Source organism: Bradyrhizobium hipponense (assembly GCF_008123965.1).
Classification (GTDB): domain Bacteria; phylum Pseudomonadota; class Alphaproteobacteria; order Rhizobiales; family Xanthobacteraceae; genus Bradyrhizobium; species Bradyrhizobium hipponense.
In genome coordinates this window covers 1-15,025 of record NZ_VSTH01000189.1, presented here as the reverse complement: position 1 = coordinate 15,025, position 15,025 = coordinate 1, and the positions used below count along the sequence as shown (strand labels likewise).

The 15,025-nt window shown below is 62.5% G+C and carries 14 protein-coding genes and 1 pseudogene; 8 read left to right on the top strand and 7 right to left on the bottom strand.

What is annotated here, in order from left to right; all coding sequences use genetic code 11:
• A pseudogene (locus FXV83_RS38775) lies at window positions 1-227 on the bottom strand (IS5/IS1182 family transposase); the annotation flags it as partial.
• 107 nt (window positions 228-334) lie between these two features.
• On the bottom strand, window positions 335-1,009 hold the full coding sequence (locus FXV83_RS38770) for a phytochelatin synthase family protein (protein WP_148745265.1): 675 nt from the start codon (window positions 1,007-1,009) through the stop codon (window positions 335-337).
• Window positions 1,010-1,265: 256 nt separating this feature from the next.
• Here FXV83_RS38770 and FXV83_RS38765 point away from each other — a divergent pair, with 256 nt between their 5' ends.
• Window positions 1,266-1,757, top strand: a complete 492-nt coding sequence (locus FXV83_RS38765; protein ID WP_148745263.1) for a cupin domain-containing protein — start codon at window positions 1,266-1,268, stop codon at window positions 1,755-1,757.
• 290 nt (window positions 1,758-2,047) lie between these two features.
• Here FXV83_RS38765 and FXV83_RS38760 read toward each other — a convergent pair whose 3' ends face one another.
• Window positions 2,048-3,811, bottom strand: coding sequence for an adenylate/guanylate cyclase domain-containing protein (locus FXV83_RS38760; protein ID WP_148745261.1), 1,764 nt, complete (start codon window positions 3,809-3,811; stop codon window positions 2,048-2,050).
• 391 nt (window positions 3,812-4,202) lie between these two features.
• Here FXV83_RS38760 and FXV83_RS38755 point away from each other — a divergent pair, with 391 nt between their 5' ends.
• Together FXV83_RS38755 and FXV83_RS38750 are read left to right on the top strand one after the other, a co-directional pair.
• Window positions 4,203-5,786, top strand: coding sequence for a tetratricopeptide repeat protein (locus FXV83_RS38755; RefSeq protein ID WP_187436464.1), 1,584 nt, complete (start codon window positions 4,203-4,205; stop codon window positions 5,784-5,786).
• Between the two features lie 29 nt (window positions 5,787-5,815).
• On the top strand, window positions 5,816-6,196 hold the full coding sequence (locus tag FXV83_RS38750; RefSeq protein WP_148745256.1) for a hypothetical protein: 381 nt from the start codon (window positions 5,816-5,818) through the stop codon (window positions 6,194-6,196).
• A gap of 523 nt (window positions 6,197-6,719) precedes the next feature.
• Here FXV83_RS38750 and FXV83_RS38745 read toward each other — a convergent pair.
• Entirely contained in the window at window positions 6,720-7,037 is a 318-nt protein-coding gene (locus tag FXV83_RS38745; RefSeq protein ID WP_148745254.1) for a ribbon-helix-helix domain-containing protein, read from the bottom strand.
• A gap of 235 nt (window positions 7,038-7,272) precedes the next feature.
• On the opposite strand from FXV83_RS38745, the gene mutL reads away from it, so the two are divergent.
• Window positions 7,273-9,084, top strand: coding sequence for a DNA mismatch repair endonuclease MutL (gene mutL / locus FXV83_RS38740; protein ID WP_148745252.1), 1,812 nt, complete (start codon window positions 7,273-7,275; stop codon window positions 9,082-9,084).
• 30 nt (window positions 9,085-9,114) lie between these two features.
• On the opposite strand, the gene FXV83_RS38735 is transcribed toward mutL, so the two are convergent.
• Window positions 9,115-10,020 (bottom strand): SMP-30/gluconolactonase/LRE family protein, encoded by a 906-nt coding sequence (locus FXV83_RS38735; protein ID WP_148745250.1) that lies wholly within the window; start codon window positions 10,018-10,020, stop codon window positions 9,115-9,117.
• A gap of 11 nt (window positions 10,021-10,031) precedes the next feature.
• On the bottom strand, window positions 10,032-10,694 hold the full coding sequence (locus tag FXV83_RS38730) for a GntR family transcriptional regulator (RefSeq protein ID WP_148745248.1): 663 nt from the start codon (window positions 10,692-10,694) through the stop codon (window positions 10,032-10,034).
• 172 nt (window positions 10,695-10,866) lie between these two features.
• Between FXV83_RS38730 and FXV83_RS38725 the strand changes: the two genes are divergently transcribed.
• Genes FXV83_RS38725 through FXV83_RS38710 form a run of 4 tightly spaced genes read left to right on the top strand, consistent with a single transcriptional unit; the run spans window position 10,867 to window position 14,246 of the window.
• Complete coding sequence (locus FXV83_RS38725; RefSeq protein ID WP_187436463.1) at window positions 10,867-11,880, top strand: TRAP transporter substrate-binding protein; 1,014 nt, start codon at window positions 10,867-10,869, stop codon at window positions 11,878-11,880.
• Window positions 11,881-11,896: 16 nt separating this feature from the next.
• Window positions 11,897-12,412 (top strand): TRAP transporter small permease, encoded by a 516-nt coding sequence (locus tag FXV83_RS38720; protein ID WP_148745246.1) that lies wholly within the window; start codon window positions 11,897-11,899, stop codon window positions 12,410-12,412.
• A gap of 34 nt (window positions 12,413-12,446) precedes the next feature.
• Complete coding sequence (locus FXV83_RS38715) at window positions 12,447-13,727, top strand: TRAP transporter large permease subunit (RefSeq protein ID WP_148745244.1); 1,281 nt, start codon at window positions 12,447-12,449, stop codon at window positions 13,725-13,727.
• Between the two features lie 24 nt (window positions 13,728-13,751).
• Window positions 13,752-14,246 carry a type II 3-dehydroquinate dehydratase gene (locus FXV83_RS38710; RefSeq protein WP_148745242.1) on the top strand — a complete coding sequence of 165 codons (495 nt, stop codon included), beginning with the start codon at window positions 13,752-13,754 and terminating at the stop codon, window positions 14,244-14,246.
• Window positions 14,247-14,371: 125 nt separating this feature from the next.
• On the opposite strand, the gene rsmD is transcribed toward FXV83_RS38710, so the two are convergent.
• On the bottom strand, window positions 14,372-14,932 hold the full coding sequence (gene rsmD, locus FXV83_RS38705) for a 16S rRNA (guanine(966)-N(2))-methyltransferase RsmD (protein ID WP_148745240.1): 561 nt from the start codon (window positions 14,930-14,932) through the stop codon (window positions 14,372-14,374).
• Window positions 14,933-15,025: the final 93 nt, after the last annotated feature.

The following is a 15,025-nucleotide window of genomic DNA, read 5'->3' as shown; positions in this document are numbered from 1 at the left end:
ATCCTGATTGCCGCGCCGCAAACAAAGTCCTGCTTGCCGAAGCGGCCATCTGACTTGGCACCCGACGTCTGCGGCTTGGGCAGAGTTACCGTGATGCCGGCCTCGTGGCAGGCGAGGATCTCCAGGCTGCTGAAGTAGCCGCGATCGGCAACGGCCTCGAGCGTCTCGGTCTTGAGAACAGCCTTGGCCTGCTTGGCCACATCGGCCAGTTGGGCCCGATCCGAGCCGCTTGCATCAAGTGGGCACCTCGGCCGCGTCCGCCGCGAATGATCAATTCCGACTCTTCGAGACCGGGCGTCACACGTCACTGCGTCTTCCAGATCGAGTGGGCATGTTACTCGATCAGCAACATGCCACGCTTCTTGTCCCCATCCCACGTATTCATTGCATCGAACAAGCGCGTGCGCTCAATAAGCCAGGGACGGTAATCGCGATTGACGTCCAGCACAAAAACCAGATCCTCGTTTTCGAGATATCCGCCTATCGGAGAGTGATGGCCACCGCCCGCTCCAAAGATCATCTTGCGATCGAAATTAATGGTGTAACGGTGGGCTGGATCATTGGAGCGCTTCAGATGTTCTCGGAATTCTTCTGCACTCATGTCCCGAAGTACGGTCACGCTGTGACGTGTCTTAGCGCGCGCGAGACCAGCAAGCTCATCTAACGTCAGGCCCATTATGCAGAAGCCAGTCCAGCAAAGGCCCGTTCCGGCCAAAACGGACCTTTCGCTTGTGGCATCCTCGCCGAACGAACGAAATACGTTGGCTAGACTGGACGGGCCGCAAAGAGATGCGTTGGACTGCCAAGAAACCTCATGCCTAAATGATGCGGCAGCCGGCAACTTCCACGCGCGTTCGACAGCATCATCTGCGTGGATCACCGATAACTCAATTGCCTCGGGGCTAACCTTTGTCCGGCTTACGACAACTCCCACACCGCCCAGGGCGAGGACGATCGAGACCATTGCGGCGGCGAGGGCGGCCGTCCAAACCTTGGTTCTCAACTTCATTGCGGCGCGAGCTCCTGATACCGGATAAGCAGCTCAACCCTAGGACACATCAGCGGACTCGATATGCTCAATCTGAGTTCTTCCGGCTCTGACCCTGAGCGGACATTCGCCAGAAAACGAAACTCTCGTTACCTTTCTTGACCGTCTTACAGGCAGGGGCGTAGCGTCGAAACGTCGGCCTCGGACACATCAGTTCATGTTGGCCTTTGGCCGAGCCATTTTTACATCTCTTATCCAAGACGGCGTGGAGGGTACGATGAAAACCCTTTTCCTCTCAGCAACGTTGATAATACTGGCTGGTTCGGTGTTCGCACAGCACGCGACGAGGTCGAACATCATCGAGCCTGATGCGATGCCATGGACGGACTCGCCATCCCAGCCGAAAGGTGCAAAATTTTCGGTTCTGCTGGGCGACCCGCGAAAAGCGGGCGAGATCTTCGTGTTACGCGTCGAGTTTCCGCCGAACTACCGACTTCCAGCGCATACCCATCCCTATACCGGATACAGCACCGTTATAAGTGGCAGTTACTACTACGGCGAGGGCGACAAGCTGGATATGCAGCAGGGTAGATTGCTGAAGGCCGGAACATTCTACGTCGAGCCAGCCAATCACGCACATTACGCCTGGACGACAAGTGAAGGGGCGATCGTTCAGACCCAGGGGATCGGACCCGCCGGTACCGACTACATCAACCCAGAGGACGACCCGCGCAAGTCCGTTGGCTCGACTTCGCAGCCGCCAAAGTGATGCCAGCGCCTTGAGTGCGCCGCTGTGCAAGCGGGCGCTCATCGTCGGCAGTCTGTAGCTCGTCTGAAGCCGGAGACAGCGCGTGAGCGCGGCGGTCGCGTTGAAGCGAATGACTCCTTTGCGCTCGATTCGCCACGCTCTGCCTCATATTCCTTACCAGATCGATCTTGCCAAGGTGCGTCCGCCTTTGGCCCATACGCGACGAACTTGATCGCTGACCCAGCTTCGGCCCTTGACCCATCTCAGACCTCGGCGAGTTTGGGGCTGCGACTCACCTCAGGGCTTAATGATCATTGTTCCGGCAGTCCTACCGGTCGGAGAATGTCGCAGTAGCGGGCTCGGTCGGCGGCGTGAACTAACGGGGACGCGCGCTCCACCCAGGCGACTGAGTAGTCGGGGTTGAGCTCCCGCGCCTTCGCCACGGCCTCTTGGGCCTCCTCCAGATAGCCCAGCATCGCGGCCGAGAGTGCGAGCGCGCGCCAGTGGCCTGAGATGTCAGGGCTCTGGCGTACCGCCCGGCGTCCCCAATCGAGGCCTGCCGAGTAGTCCCCCGCCACAAAATGCGCGAATGCACGGTGGCCGGCGAAGAATGAGAAGAACGGATCACGCGGGCTGAGACGCATCGCTGTTTCGAGGTAGCCGACAGCCTGAGCGCCCTCGCCGCCGTAAGCCAGGGCTAACCCGAGAAAAGCGTGGCCCAGCGCGAAGTTCGGATTCAAGTCGAGCGCCGCGCGCAACTCCTCGACGGCGTCCTCGTGCTCGCGCCGGAGCATGTGAGATAGCCCAAGCGCGAGCCGCGCCCACGGGTCGTCGCGGTCGATCGCCACCGCAGCGCGCGCCCGTTCGGTGGCCGATGCCAGTACGGCAGCGAGCCCGCCCGCGCTCCCGAAAGCGTGCGCGTTCCAGAGGCTGAGCCAGGCGTGGAGCCCGAGCGCGCGGGCATAGGATGGGTCGAGCCGCAGTGCGGCCCACAAGAGGTCGAGCGCCGCCGCATTGTCGCTCCGAGTCCGTCGCCACATGAACGGGAGAGCGCGGATGACGTGGTCCCACGCATCGAGCTGACCTGGCGGCGTCTGTTGTACGCGCGCGCCCTCGGCGGCGTAGAGCTGCGGCTCGACCGCGGTGACGATACTTGCCGTGACCTCATCCTGGAGAGCAAAGAGGTCGGCCAGTGCTCGCTCGTAGCGCTCCACCCAGATTTCGCGTCCGGTTCCGGCGTCGGCCAGCTGGACACCGATCCGCACGCGCTCGCCGGCCTTTCGGACGCTGCCTTCAAGGACGTAGCGCACGCCAAGCTCGCGACCGATCTGCTTCAGGCCGACCGCCTTGCCCTTGTACGTGAAGGCCGAACCCCGAGCGATGACGAAGAAGCCGCGCAGGCGAGCCAGGGCGGTTGTGATCTCCTCGGCAATTCCGTCTGCGAAGTACTCCTGGCTCGGATCCCCGCTCAGGTTCTGGAATGGCAGAACGGCAATTGATGGCTTGTCGGGGAGCGCCAGTGCAGGCGGTGGCCTGGCTTCCACGCCTTCCAACCGAACGCGGTACACACGCACTGGCCAAGCGATATTCTTCAGTTGATGCTCGCCTGTATCCTCGAATGCCAGGTCCAATTTGCTCCGCGCATCCTCCTGCACTCGAGCCGACACACAGATCCCACCCGGGAGCGCGAGCGTCTCCAGCCGTGCCGCGATGTTTACGCCATCGCCATAGATGTCATTTTCTTCAATAATAATGTCGCCCACATTGATGCCCACGCGAAGCTCAATTCGTTTATCCTGAGGCACGCCGGCATTGCGCGCAGCCATGCCTCGTTGAACTTCGAGAGCGCAACGCAACGCATCCACGACACTGCTGAACTCCACCAGCATGCCGTCGCCAGTGTTCTTAACAACCCGCCCGCGGTGTTCGGCGATTTTGGGTTCGACGAGCGTGCGAAGATGGTCCTTGAGCTGGACGTGTGTGGCCTCCTCGTCGACGCCCATGAGCCGGCTGTAGCCGGCGACATCAGCCGCTAGAATGGCGGAAAGCCGTCGTTCCAAGCGCTCGCGACCCAAAGCACACCTCCGGGGTACGGGCGGGGCAGTTTACGCCTCGGATTGCGGTCGCCAAGGGGGATCGACAGATTTGGACGCCCACCGGACGCCAATACCGGGTCGGCCCCGTCCGCGGCCGATTAGTGATATCTGCGGCAATCCTTCTGCCCGCATGTCCGCGTCTGGGTCCAGAATCTGACCTCAGCGAGAAAGCGCCGTCGGGTCGGCTATGGGCCCACCTTCGGACGCGGCGCGGCGGAGGCAAGTCACGACAAGCGTAATTATCGCTGACATACGTTGGAGTCCAAGCAGACCTGGAGAGTGCGAAGCAAAAATCGTGGCTGGCCTCATGAAATCGGCATAATCTCTCAGCTCGCTCTGTTGGAGTTCGAATGTCGCCATGGAGCTGGTCATGAAAAACAGATCATTCGTCGTAGTCGCTTTAGCGACAGCAGGCCTTTCGCTCGCGCAACCCGCATTGGGACAATCGGACGAGAAACTTGGTACCGTAAATTTCGAAACGTCGTGCAAACCGGAAGCGCAGAAACTTTTCGACCGCGGGATGCTGTACCAGCACTCGTTCTGGTACCGCGCGTCGCAAAAGGTTTTCGAAGATGCACTGAAGGTCGACCCCGAATGCGGCATCGCCTATTGGGGCATCGGGCTCAGCCTTTTGTTGAATCCTCATGTGCCGACGCCTGCGAAGAACCTCGCCGAGGGCGCGGCCATAATCGCCAAGGGAAAGAGTGTTGGTGCCAAGACCCAGCGCGAACGCGACTACCTCGATGCGCTGGACGTTATGTACGCCGACTACGACAAGGTCGATCACCGTACGCGCATGCAAGCTTACGCCAAGGCCATGGAGCAACTAGCACAGCGCTACCCCAATGATGACGAAGCGCAGATCTACTATGCGCTCGCCCTAAACACCTCGGCTTCACCGGCCGACAAAACCTACGCCAACCAGCTCAAGGGCGCGGCAATCCTGGAGCCGATCGCAATACGCCTGCCACAACATCCTGGTGTGGCGCACTACTTGATTCACCTTTACGACTATCCGCCGATCGCCGAGAGAGGCCTTGATGCCGCCCGACGCTACGCCAAGGTCGCGCCAGCGTCGGCACATGCCCAGCACATGCCATCACACATCTTTACGCGCGTCGGCCAGTGGAAAGAGTCGATTGCTTCCAACGTTGAATCATCGCGTGTCGCGAAAGCGGACAAAGAGGGCCACGATCAACTGCACGCCATGGATTACCTGGTCTACGCCTATCTACAACTCGGACAGGATGAGAAAGCCGCAGCCATTGTCGACCAGATGAACGCGGTCACCGACTTCACTGAGACTTTCATCGCCGGGCCATACGCGCTGGCCGCTTCCCCGGCGCGCTACGCAGTTGAGCGCGGCGATTGGAAGGCTGCGGCGACGCTTCAAGTCCGCCCCAGTCCGCTGGCTCACGTGCAGGCGATTACTCATTTCGCGCGGGCGCTAGGCGCAGCCCGCTTGGGTAATCCTGAATCCGCCAAAACTGACATCGCAAGACTCACCGAGCTGCGCGACAAGTTGCGAGATGCCAAGGACGCATATTGGTCGCAACAAGTCGATATTCAGCGGCAGGTCGCCGCCGCCTGGCTGCTCTACGCCGAAGGCAACCGCGACGATGCGCTGAAGGCGATGAGTGCCGCTGCCGATGCCGAGGACAAGACCGAGAAGCATCCGGTGACGCCGGGCGTGCTCAGGCCGGCGCGTGAACTCTATGGAGTTATGCTGCTCGAGAGCGGCAATGCTAATGAAGCACTTGCCGCCTTTGAGGCAACGCTGCGGAAGGAGCCAAGCCGGCTGGGTGCCTTTATGGGTGCGGCCAAGGCCGCGGAAAACTCCGGTGAGTCCGCCAAGGCTCGGGAATACTACGGTCAGGTTGTCGCGATCGCCGATGCCGCCGATAACACTCGCACCGAGTTTGCAGAGGCGCGTGCGTTCTTGACGAAGCGCTAAAAAGCCGACGAGAGGCGTGGGAGCACACCGTGAGAGCAGTTTTTCTGCCGATCGTTCTGGGCAGCTTTGCGAGCCCGGCCAGCGCTGAATCGCTTGAGGTCGTCGGATATTCTGGCTATCTGGGCGAGTGGGAGTTGACCGCCACCGTGACGGAAACGGGTTCCGGCCATATGAAGGAATACTCTGGGCCATTAACGATGAAGCACATCGGAGTGTGCACTCAGGATGGTCCGGAGGAGAAGACCGGTGAAATGCGTTTTCAGGTATCGGCCTCATCATCCCAGTTGAACGCGACAGTCTCAGTTGCCGGCGTCGAATGCATCTACAGTGGACGGCTGTCAGACTCCTATACAGGCACCATGAAATGTCCTGATCGTCAGGCGGTTCCCCTGAAGCTGTGGCTGAGATAATGGCCCTGCCGAGAGACATTCCCCTGAATAACATGCATACCGAGAGCTGCGGATCATAAGCGAGCCGAACGAGATCGTGTGGGCGCCGGATCCTTTTTGTCTGCCATCAGCGGGCACGCACTGACGTTGGCACGTCAGTTTGCCGCCTGTCGCAAGCAATTGCAGCGCGGCTCCGGCGGAGCGGATAAGGACCGGTCCGGTCTTAACGTCGCTCTCGCGTAGTTTTCGTCCACATGGCGAATGGCAGCGTCGCATTGAGGCGCTGCGACTCCCGCTTCCGGCAAAATGCGAAAAACTCCGCGTGAGCAAATCCGGCCGAACGAGCAGTCCGTCGCCAAACTCCTCCCTGGGGGTAATCGCGACGAGCGCAAGCGCTCGCGCGGAGGTGTCCCGGCCTTCGCCGGGACGACATTGAGGAATCAGGTTCGCGCCGTCTCCGGCCCACCACGACGTGGTGCCTCTGTCCAAACGCACAGAGCCACATTCGGATTTGGGAAGTGCCCCAGTCTGACGAAAGTTCGTACTATTCAGCCGCATCGAGGATCGGCGCAACGGTTGCCTTGAAATCCTGTACCGGCGCGACGTTCCGGGAGCGATAGATCAGGCAGGAGCAGCGCAGCAGCGAGGCGAAGTTATTGACCTCGCCGTGATGGTTCAACACCTCGTTGTAGAGCGTCGTCAGAAATTTTCCGACGCTCATGTTCTCCTTTGCGGCGATCTCGTCCAGCGTGTCCCAGAACGCCATTTCCAGCCGAATCGAGGTGCAATGCCCATCGATCCGCAGCGAGCGGGTCTGGGATTCGTAGTCGCGTTGGGGCTGGTGCGCGAACAAATGGCACATGGCGTCCTCCCGTCCTGTTGCCGTTTTTTCACGATGCTACACCGCTGCCGGATGCCTCACAATCCGGCCGAAGCGCGGCGGGGCGGACTATTGCCGCACCCGCGGCTTGCGCGATCGTCCAATGTCTTCAAGGTGATAGTCACCCCTTTTCCCCAGCGCGCCACGCGCCTGTTGCTCAACCCATGCTTTTGACGCAACACGGCATAGAATAGCGTCCCGAATCTGAATCGAAGCCATGCCCGTCCGCCAACTGCCAGAGCAGGTCGTCAACCGCATCGCCGCCGGCGAGGTGGTCGAACGTCCCGCGAGCGTGGTCAAGGAACTGGTCGAGAACGCCATCGATGCCGGCGCGAGCCGGATCGACGTCTTCACCGACGGCGGCGGCCGGCGCCGGATCAGCATCACCGACGACGGCGGCGGCATGACCGCCAGCGACCTGGCGCTGGCGGTGGAGCGCCACGCCACCTCCAAGCTCGACGACGAAGACCTGCTCCAGATCCGCACGCTCGGGTTCCGCGGCGAGGCGCTGCCCTCGATCGGGTCCGTCGCGCGTCTGTCGATCACGACGCGGCACGCAAGCGAGCCGCATGCCTGGGCGCTGACCGTCGAGGGCGGCGAGAAGTCCGAGATCATGCCGGCGGCGCTGGCGCATGGCACGCGCGTCGAGGTCAACGACCTCTTCTACGCGACGCCGGCGCGGCTGAAATTTCTCAAGACCGACCGCACCGAGGCCGAGGCCATCCGCGAAGTGGTGCGGCGGCTGGCGATGGCGCGGCCCGACGTCGCCTTCACGCTGGCAGGCGAGGAGCGCGCGCCGGTGACCTGGGCCGCAGCGCTGCCCGGCACCGCCGGACGCCTGACGCGGCTCGGCGATATCTTGGGGACGGAGTTTCGCAGCCACGCCATCGAAGTGCATGCGGAGCGCGAGGGCGTCGCGGTCGCCGGCTATGCCGCGGCACCCGCGCTGACCAAGGCCAATGCGCTCGGGCAATATCTCTTCGTCAACGGCCGGCCGGTGCGCGACAAGCTGATCTTAGGGGCGGTGCGCGCGGCCTATTCCGACTATTTGCCGCGCGACCGCCATCCCGTGGTGGCGCTGTTCGTCACGCTCGACCCGCGTGAGGTCGATGCCAACGTCCATCCCGCCAAGACCGAGGTGCGCTTCCGCAATGCGGGTCTGGTGCGCGCGCTGATCGTGCACGGATTGAAGGAAGGGCTCGCGCGCGAGGGCCGGCGCACGGCGGCCAACAGCGGCGACAGCGCGCTGTCCTCGTTCCGGCCTGCTTTCGCGCCGCGCCCCGCGAGCTGGGACTGGCGGGCATCGCCGTCCGCGCCGAGCGGGCCGTTGCCGTCGTTCGGCGGTGCCGCGGCGCCCGCGTTCGCGGAACGCAGCCAGGCCGCGTTCGACGTCGGTGCGCCCAGTGCCGACGTGCGGATCGACGCGCAGCCCGTCAGCGATCTCGTCGACCGGCCGCTCGGTGCGGCGCGCACCCAGCTCCACGAGACCTACATCGTCTCGCAGACCCGCGACGGGTTGATCATCGTCGACCAGCATGCCGCCCATGAGCGCATCGTCTATGAGCGCCTGAAAGCCTCGCTCGCCGCAAACGGCGTGCAGCGGCAGATCCTGCTGATCCCGGAGATCGTCGAGATGGACGAGGCCATTGTGGAGCGCCTGCTCACGCGCAGCGACGAGCTGGCATCGTTCGGCCTCGCGATCGAATCCTTCGGCCCCGGCGCGGTCGCAGTGCGCGAGACGCCGTCGCTGCTCGGCAAGACCAATGCCGGCGGGCTGTTGCGCGATCTCGCCGAGCACATGGCCGAATGGGACGAGGCGCTTCCTCTTGAACGTCGCCTGATGCACGTCGCCGCCACCATGGCTTGCCACGGCTCGGTACGCGCCGGCCGCAGGCTCCGGCCCGAGGAAATGAATGCACTGCTGCGCGAGATGGAGGAAACGCCGAACTCCGGCCAATGCAATCACGGCCGGCCGACCTATGTCGAGCTAAAGCTCGCGGACGTCGAGAAGCTGTTCGGGCGCAGGTGAATCCGGCGACTGATGAGCCACTGGACAGTCTTACACCTTGGAATTGACCGCGAAGCGGTGCTCCGGAAGACCCTGCGCAATACCGTCAATGGCAAACAGATGTCCCGCGTGGGGCTCGAGGCTCAGTTGCTCGGGGCTCAGAAACTTTCTCGCGCTGGTGATGAACATGGTCTTCAGGTCTGTTCCACCGAAGCATAGGCATGTCGGATTAGTCACCGGCATGGCAATGACCGTATCGATCCGGCCGTCCGGCCGATAGCGCACCACACGGCTACCCGAGAAGAATGCGGTCCAAAGTCCGCCGTCCGCGTCGACGCAGGCGCCGTCCGGGCGCTCTTTCGTGGCGCTGTAATCGGCGAACAGCCTTCTGTTGCCGATCACGCCCTCATCAAGGTCGAAGTCGAAACACCAGGTGCAGTATCGCCGGGTGTCGGTGAAATACAGGGTGCGATTGTCCGGCGAAAACGCGATTCCGTTGGTCACGATGACGTCCCCGAACAGGCGCGTGACCGTGCGGTCGCCACCGACCCGATACAGTGCGCCGTTTGGTCGATGAAGCTCATTGTCCATGGTCCCGATCCAGAGACGCCCGCGCGCGTCGACACGGCCGTCATTGAGCCGGTTGTCCAGATCGTGTTCGACCTCGCAAAAGTCGTTCAACAGACCGCTTGCGGGATCCCGCTGCCGCAGGCTCAGACCCTGCGCGAGGAAATGTGAGCCGTCAGATGCCAATGCCTGGCTGCCGAGAAAGCGGCAGTCGTGGCGGGACCAGCGGTGGGCGCCCGTGGACGGATCGAACGATTGGTGCAGCTGCCGCTCGATGTCGATCCACCACAGCCTGCTCGAGCGGTCGCACCACAGCGGCGTCTCACCCAGCACGTCCGCGGCAAGAACGGCCATTTCCACGCGATGGGCCGGGACAATGCGTGCCGTCACCGCGCCCCCTTTCAGCGCAGCGAGCCGTTCGCATGCGCGACGCAATTGTTGACGTGCGCGGACAGCACCTTCTGCGCCGTCTCGGCATCGCGCTTCAATGCGCACGCGAGCAACGTTCGGTGCTGCTCGGCCGGCTCGGCGCCGCGATAGTGGAATGCCACCATCTGGTAGCGGAAGTATTTGTCGAAGACGAGGCTATGCGTTTCCATCAGCACGCGCGATCCGCAGTTCGAGATCAGCGCCTGATGGAATTCGCCGTCATAGCGCTTCCACTGTTCCGGCTCGCCGATGCCGGTGTCCATGAGCCGCTCCGTCGAGGCGAGCTTGTGATGGGCGGAGACGATGCGGCCCTCCCATTCGACGTCGGCGTTGGCAAACGAGATCGCCATCGCGTGGGACTCAAGCAGCAGCCGCAGGCCGGCAAGCTCGCGCAAATTATCGGCGGAGACCGCGGCCACTTCGAAGCCGCGCCTGCCCTCCGCTGTCACGAAACCCTCGGCGGCCAGCCGGGTCAGGATCTCGCGCAGCGTGCTGACGCTCGCGCCATAGCTCTCGCGCAACGCCTCGAGCTTGAGCCTTTGGCCGGGCCCAAGCCGGCCGAATATGACGTCAGTCCGGATCCTGCGGTAGCAGTCCTCGCTGACTGCAGTTTCTTCCTTGTCGATCAAAGACATTGCGTTGGCCTTGGTTGGCGGCGGGGAGCCCGGCGGCTCTCATTGCTATCCTATGACGATACAGAAATCGTATGATAAATTCTATTTCCTATTTTGACTATCCAAGTCTCATATGCTTCTCTGCGTCAAAGCCGCGGCGCCAGATCGCGGACGTGATCACAGGGAGGTCGACATGCGGTGGAAGATGCTGGGTTTGGCGGTCGCGGCGAGTTTTGTTCTCGCAGCATTGCCGGCAACGGCGCAGGTGCAGGAGCGGACAATCCGCTGGGGGCACCTCAACAATACGGATCACCCGGTCAGCCTCGGCGTGCAAAAGTTCGCCGAGGTCCTCGCCGCCAAGAGCGGCAGCAAGCTCAAGATCCGCGAATTTCCCGCCTCCCAACTCGGCAACGAGTTGCAACAGCAATCGGCCGTGCGCGGCGGCACCCAGGAAATCTTCTCGGCTTCGACCACGTCGCTCGCCGGCGTCGTCAAGGACCTCGGCTTGTTCGACTTCCCCTTCACCGTCGCCACCTTCGACCAGGCGACGGCGCTCGCCGAGGACGCGTTCGGCAAGGCGATGATGGATCTGCTGCCCGAAAAGGACCTCATCCCGCTCGGCTATTGGGGGCTGGGCTTCCGCAATGTCACCAACAGCAGGGGACCGGTGGCGAAGCTCGAGGATCTTGCCGGCCTGAAGCTGCGCGTGATTCCCAATCCGGTCTATCTGGAGACCTTCAAGGCGTTCAAGGCCAACCCGGTTCCGATGGCCTTCGGCGAACTCTATACGGCGCTCGAGAACAAGACGGTGGACGGCCAGGAGAATCCCTACAGCGTCATCCTGTCGAACAAGTTCTATGAGGTGCAGAAATACGTCTCTGCGACCAATCACACCTTCACCCAGAACATCATCATCGTCAGCAAGAAGTTCTGGGACAAGCTCTCGGCCGAGGAGCAGAAGATGCTGCGCGATACCTACGCGGAGACGGTTCAGTATCAGCGCGAGCAGACCAAGCGCGCCGCCGACCAGGCGCTCGGCGAGCTCAAGGCCAAGGGCATGCAATTCAACGAAATTGCGCCGGCGGAATACGCGCGGATGCAGGATGCGGTCAAGCCGGTCATCGATAAATTCTCCGCGGAATACGATCCCGAGAAGGTCAAGCTCTTCAACACCGAGCTCGTGCGCATTCGCAGCACGGTCAAGTGACCAGGACAGATCCTTGATGGCAAAGATCCTCGATCTTTACTGCGAGGTCTTGAAGGCGGCGGTCGCCCTTTGCCTCGCGGCGATGGTGGTCCTGGTGTTCAGCAACGTCGTGCTCCGCTACGCCTTCAACTCCGGCATCGCCATCTCGGAAGAGCTGTCGCGCTGGCTGCTGGTCTGGCTGACCTTTCTCGGAGCCATCGTTGCTTTGCGTCAGCACGCCCATCTCGGCGTCGATACGCTGGTGCGTGCGCTGTCGCCCCGGGGCAGGCGCGTCTGCTTCGTCACCAGCTACGTTCTAATGCTGTATGCCGATTGGCTGCTCACGCTCGGGAGCGCGAAGCAGGCTATCCTGACATTTGGCGATGCGGCGCCGGCGTCGGGGATTTCGGTCGGCCTGTTCTTCTATTCGTCCGGGCTGGTTTTCGGCATCTCGGCAGCAATCATCCTTGCCTACGACCTGTTCCGCGTCGTGACCGGCGCGGCTAGCGAAGAAGACCTCATTGCAGTGAAGGAAAGCGACGAGCACACCTGAGCGCCACGGCTCTGGTTCTCCGTCCGGCAGCAGCATGACGATCGCGGTTTTCACATTCTCGCTGCTCGGGGCCATGGCGCTCGGCATGCCGATTGCGTTCGCGCTGATCGTGTGCGGCGTCGCCCTGATGCACTTCCTCGACATCTTCGATTCTCAGATCGTCGCACAGAACATCATCAACGGAGCCGACAGCTTTCCGCTGATGGCCGTGCCGTTCTTCATGCTGGCCGGCGAGGTCATGAACAAAGGCGGGCTGGCGAAGCGGATCGTGAACATCGCGCTGGCGCTGGTCGGTCACGTGCGCGGCGGATTGGGCTACGTTGCCATCCTGGCGTCTTGCGCACTGGCCTCGCTGTCCGGATCGGCCGCGGCGGACGCGGCTGCACTGGCGGCCCTGCTGGTTCCGATGATGGTCGCGGCGGGCCACAAGAGGATGTACGCGGCGGGCCTGGTTGCGGCGGGAGGGATCATCGCGCCGATCATTCCGCCGAGCATCGGTTTCGTGCTGTTCGGGGTCGCCGGCGGGGTCTCGATCTCCAAGCTGTTTCTGGCTGGGATCGTCCCTGGACTGCTTCTGGGGGTGGGACTCTGCTTTGCCTGGTGGTGGGTCGCCCGCGGCGAGAACATCGAAAGTCCGCCACGGAAGTCGCTAAGGGAAATCGGCCGGGAGGTGGCCGACGGCTTCTGGGCGCTGATGCTCCCGGTGATCATCGTCGTCGGCCTGCGCTTCGGAATCTTTACGCCGACGGAGGCTGCGGTCGTCGTTGCGGTCTACGCGCTGTTCGTCGCGACCTGCATCTATCGCGAGCTGAAGCCGTCGCAACTTTACGAGGTCATGGTCTCGGCGGCACTCAGCACCAGCATTGTGATGTTCCTGGTCGCCGCAGCCCTGGTCTCCTCATGGCTCATCACCGTCGCCGAGATCGCCACCCAGGTGGTGGATCTGGTGCGCCCGTTCATGGGCAACCAGACGCTGCTGATGCTTGCGATCATGGTGCTGGTGGTCGTCGTCGGGACCGCGCTCGACATGGCGCCGACGATCCTGATCCTGACGCCGATCCTGATGCCCATCGTCAAACAGGCCGGCATCGATCCGGTCTATTTCGGCGTCCTGTTCATCATCAACAATGCGATCGGATTGATCACGCCGCCGGTAGGCGTCGTCTTGAACGTCGTGTGCGGCGTTTCCCGGATCAGCATGGAAGAGATCATCAAAGGCGTGTGGCCGTTCATGATCGCGCAACTGGTCGTGCTGTTTCTGATGGTGCTCTTCCCGCAATTGGTCACCGGACCCGCCAAATGGTTCGGTGGCTAATCAATTCAAAGAAGGAGCGGTCCGATGGTGGCGAGGATCATGGTCCTGAACGGGCCCAATCTCAATTTCCTGGGCATCAGGGAGCCGCACATCTACGGCGCGACGACACTCGGCGAGATCGAGGCAAGCTGCGCGGAGGCCGCCAAGCTGCTGGGCGTCTCGCTCTCCTTCCATCAATCCAATATCGAGGGTGAACTCGTCAGCTTGATCCAATCGGCCCATGGCAGCGCGGATGCGATCATCATCAATCCGGCGGCGTTCTCGTTCACGTCGATTGCCCTGATCGATGCCCTGAAGATCTTCGGCGGCCCGAAGATCGAGGTCCACATCTCGAATATCCACGCCAGGGACGAGCTCCACCGGCACTCCATCACGTCCAGCGCGTCGACCGCAGTAATTTGCGGGCTTGGACCGTACGGCTATGTCGCCGCCATCATCGCTGCCGTTCAGAGGCTGGGACGCCTACCCGAGGCCGTTCCGGCGGCCTTGCACGGCTTGCGTCCGAGCAGCCAAGCGTAAATAGCCCGGGCCGGCCGTGGCGACGGCGCCGCCGCCCTGGGCCCTGCAGTATATTCGGATGGTGGGCGCGATGGATGCCGCATGGGCTTTGGATCCCTGTCTCAAGCAGGCTTAGCTAACCCGCCTCATGCAGACGAGCTCTTCAAGAACACGAACTCCGTGTCGTCATAAGCGCGCCGCTCCAACTCCTCGAAGCCTTCGGGAGCTGCGAATTGCGCGGCTTTGGCCTCTTCCACCACCAGCAGCGCACCCGGCACGAGCCAGCCGCCGTCGCGCAAGCTCGCGAGCGCCTTCTCCGCAAAACCCCTGCCATAGGGCGGATCGAGGAAGGCCAGCGAGAACGGTTCGACCGGATGTGCAGGTCCGAGATCGGTCGCGTCGCGGCGATAGACCTTGGTGACGCCGCCCAGGCCGAGCGCCTCGACATTGTTGCGGAGCAGCGCCCGCGCCTCGGCGCCATTGTCGACGAACAGCGTGAATTTCGCGCCGCGCGACGCCGCTTCAATTCCGAGCGCGCCGGTGCCGGCGAAGAGGTCGAGCACGCGCGCATCCTGAATCGGATTGTCGTAGGCGTGGATGAGGATGTTGAACACGGACTCGCGCAGGCGGTCCGCCGTGGGGCGGATGTCGCGCGAGGACGGCGAGGCGAGATTGCGCCCCTTCAATCGGCCGCCGACGACGCGCATTATTGGACGGGCCCCGTCGCCACGCAGGCGGCGAGCTCCCCTCCCCCTTGCGGGGAGGGTAGTCGCGTATGGCGTGCACGATGCGGCGACATC

Bases quoted from the DNA above. Each gene is read 5' to 3' on its own strand.
- FXV83_RS38730 (WP_148745248.1), bottom strand. From the start codon at position 10,694: ATGTCTTTGATCGACAAGGAAGAAACTGCAGTCAGCGAGGACTGCTAC.
- FXV83_RS38725 (WP_187436463.1), top strand. From the start codon at position 10,867: ATGCGGTGGAAGATGCTGGGTTTGGCGGTCGCGGCGAGTTTTGTTCTC.
- rsmD (WP_148745240.1), bottom strand. From the start codon at position 14,932: ATGCGCGTCGTCGGCGGCCGATTGAAGGGGCGCAATCTCGCCTCGCCG.
- FXV83_RS38770 (WP_148745265.1), bottom strand. From the start codon at position 1,009: ATGAAGTTGAGAACCAAGGTTTGGACGGCCGCCCTCGCCGCCGCAATG.
- mutL (WP_148745252.1), top strand. From the start codon at position 7,273: ATGCCCGTCCGCCAACTGCCAGAGCAGGTCGTCAACCGCATCGCCGCC.
- FXV83_RS38710 (WP_148745242.1), top strand. From the start codon at position 13,752: ATGGTGGCGAGGATCATGGTCCTGAACGGGCCCAATCTCAATTTCCTG.
- FXV83_RS38745 (WP_148745254.1), bottom strand. From the start codon at position 7,037: ATGTGCCATTTGTTCGCGCACCAGCCCCAACGCGACTACGAATCCCAG.
- FXV83_RS38715 (WP_148745244.1), top strand. From the start codon at position 12,447: ATGACGATCGCGGTTTTCACATTCTCGCTGCTCGGGGCCATGGCGCTC.
- FXV83_RS38765 (WP_148745263.1), top strand. From the start codon at position 1,266: ATGAAAACCCTTTTCCTCTCAGCAACGTTGATAATACTGGCTGGTTCG.
- FXV83_RS38755 (WP_187436464.1), top strand. From the start codon at position 4,203: ATGAAAAACAGATCATTCGTCGTAGTCGCTTTAGCGACAGCAGGCCTT.
- FXV83_RS38720 (WP_148745246.1), top strand. From the start codon at position 11,897: ATGGCAAAGATCCTCGATCTTTACTGCGAGGTCTTGAAGGCGGCGGTC.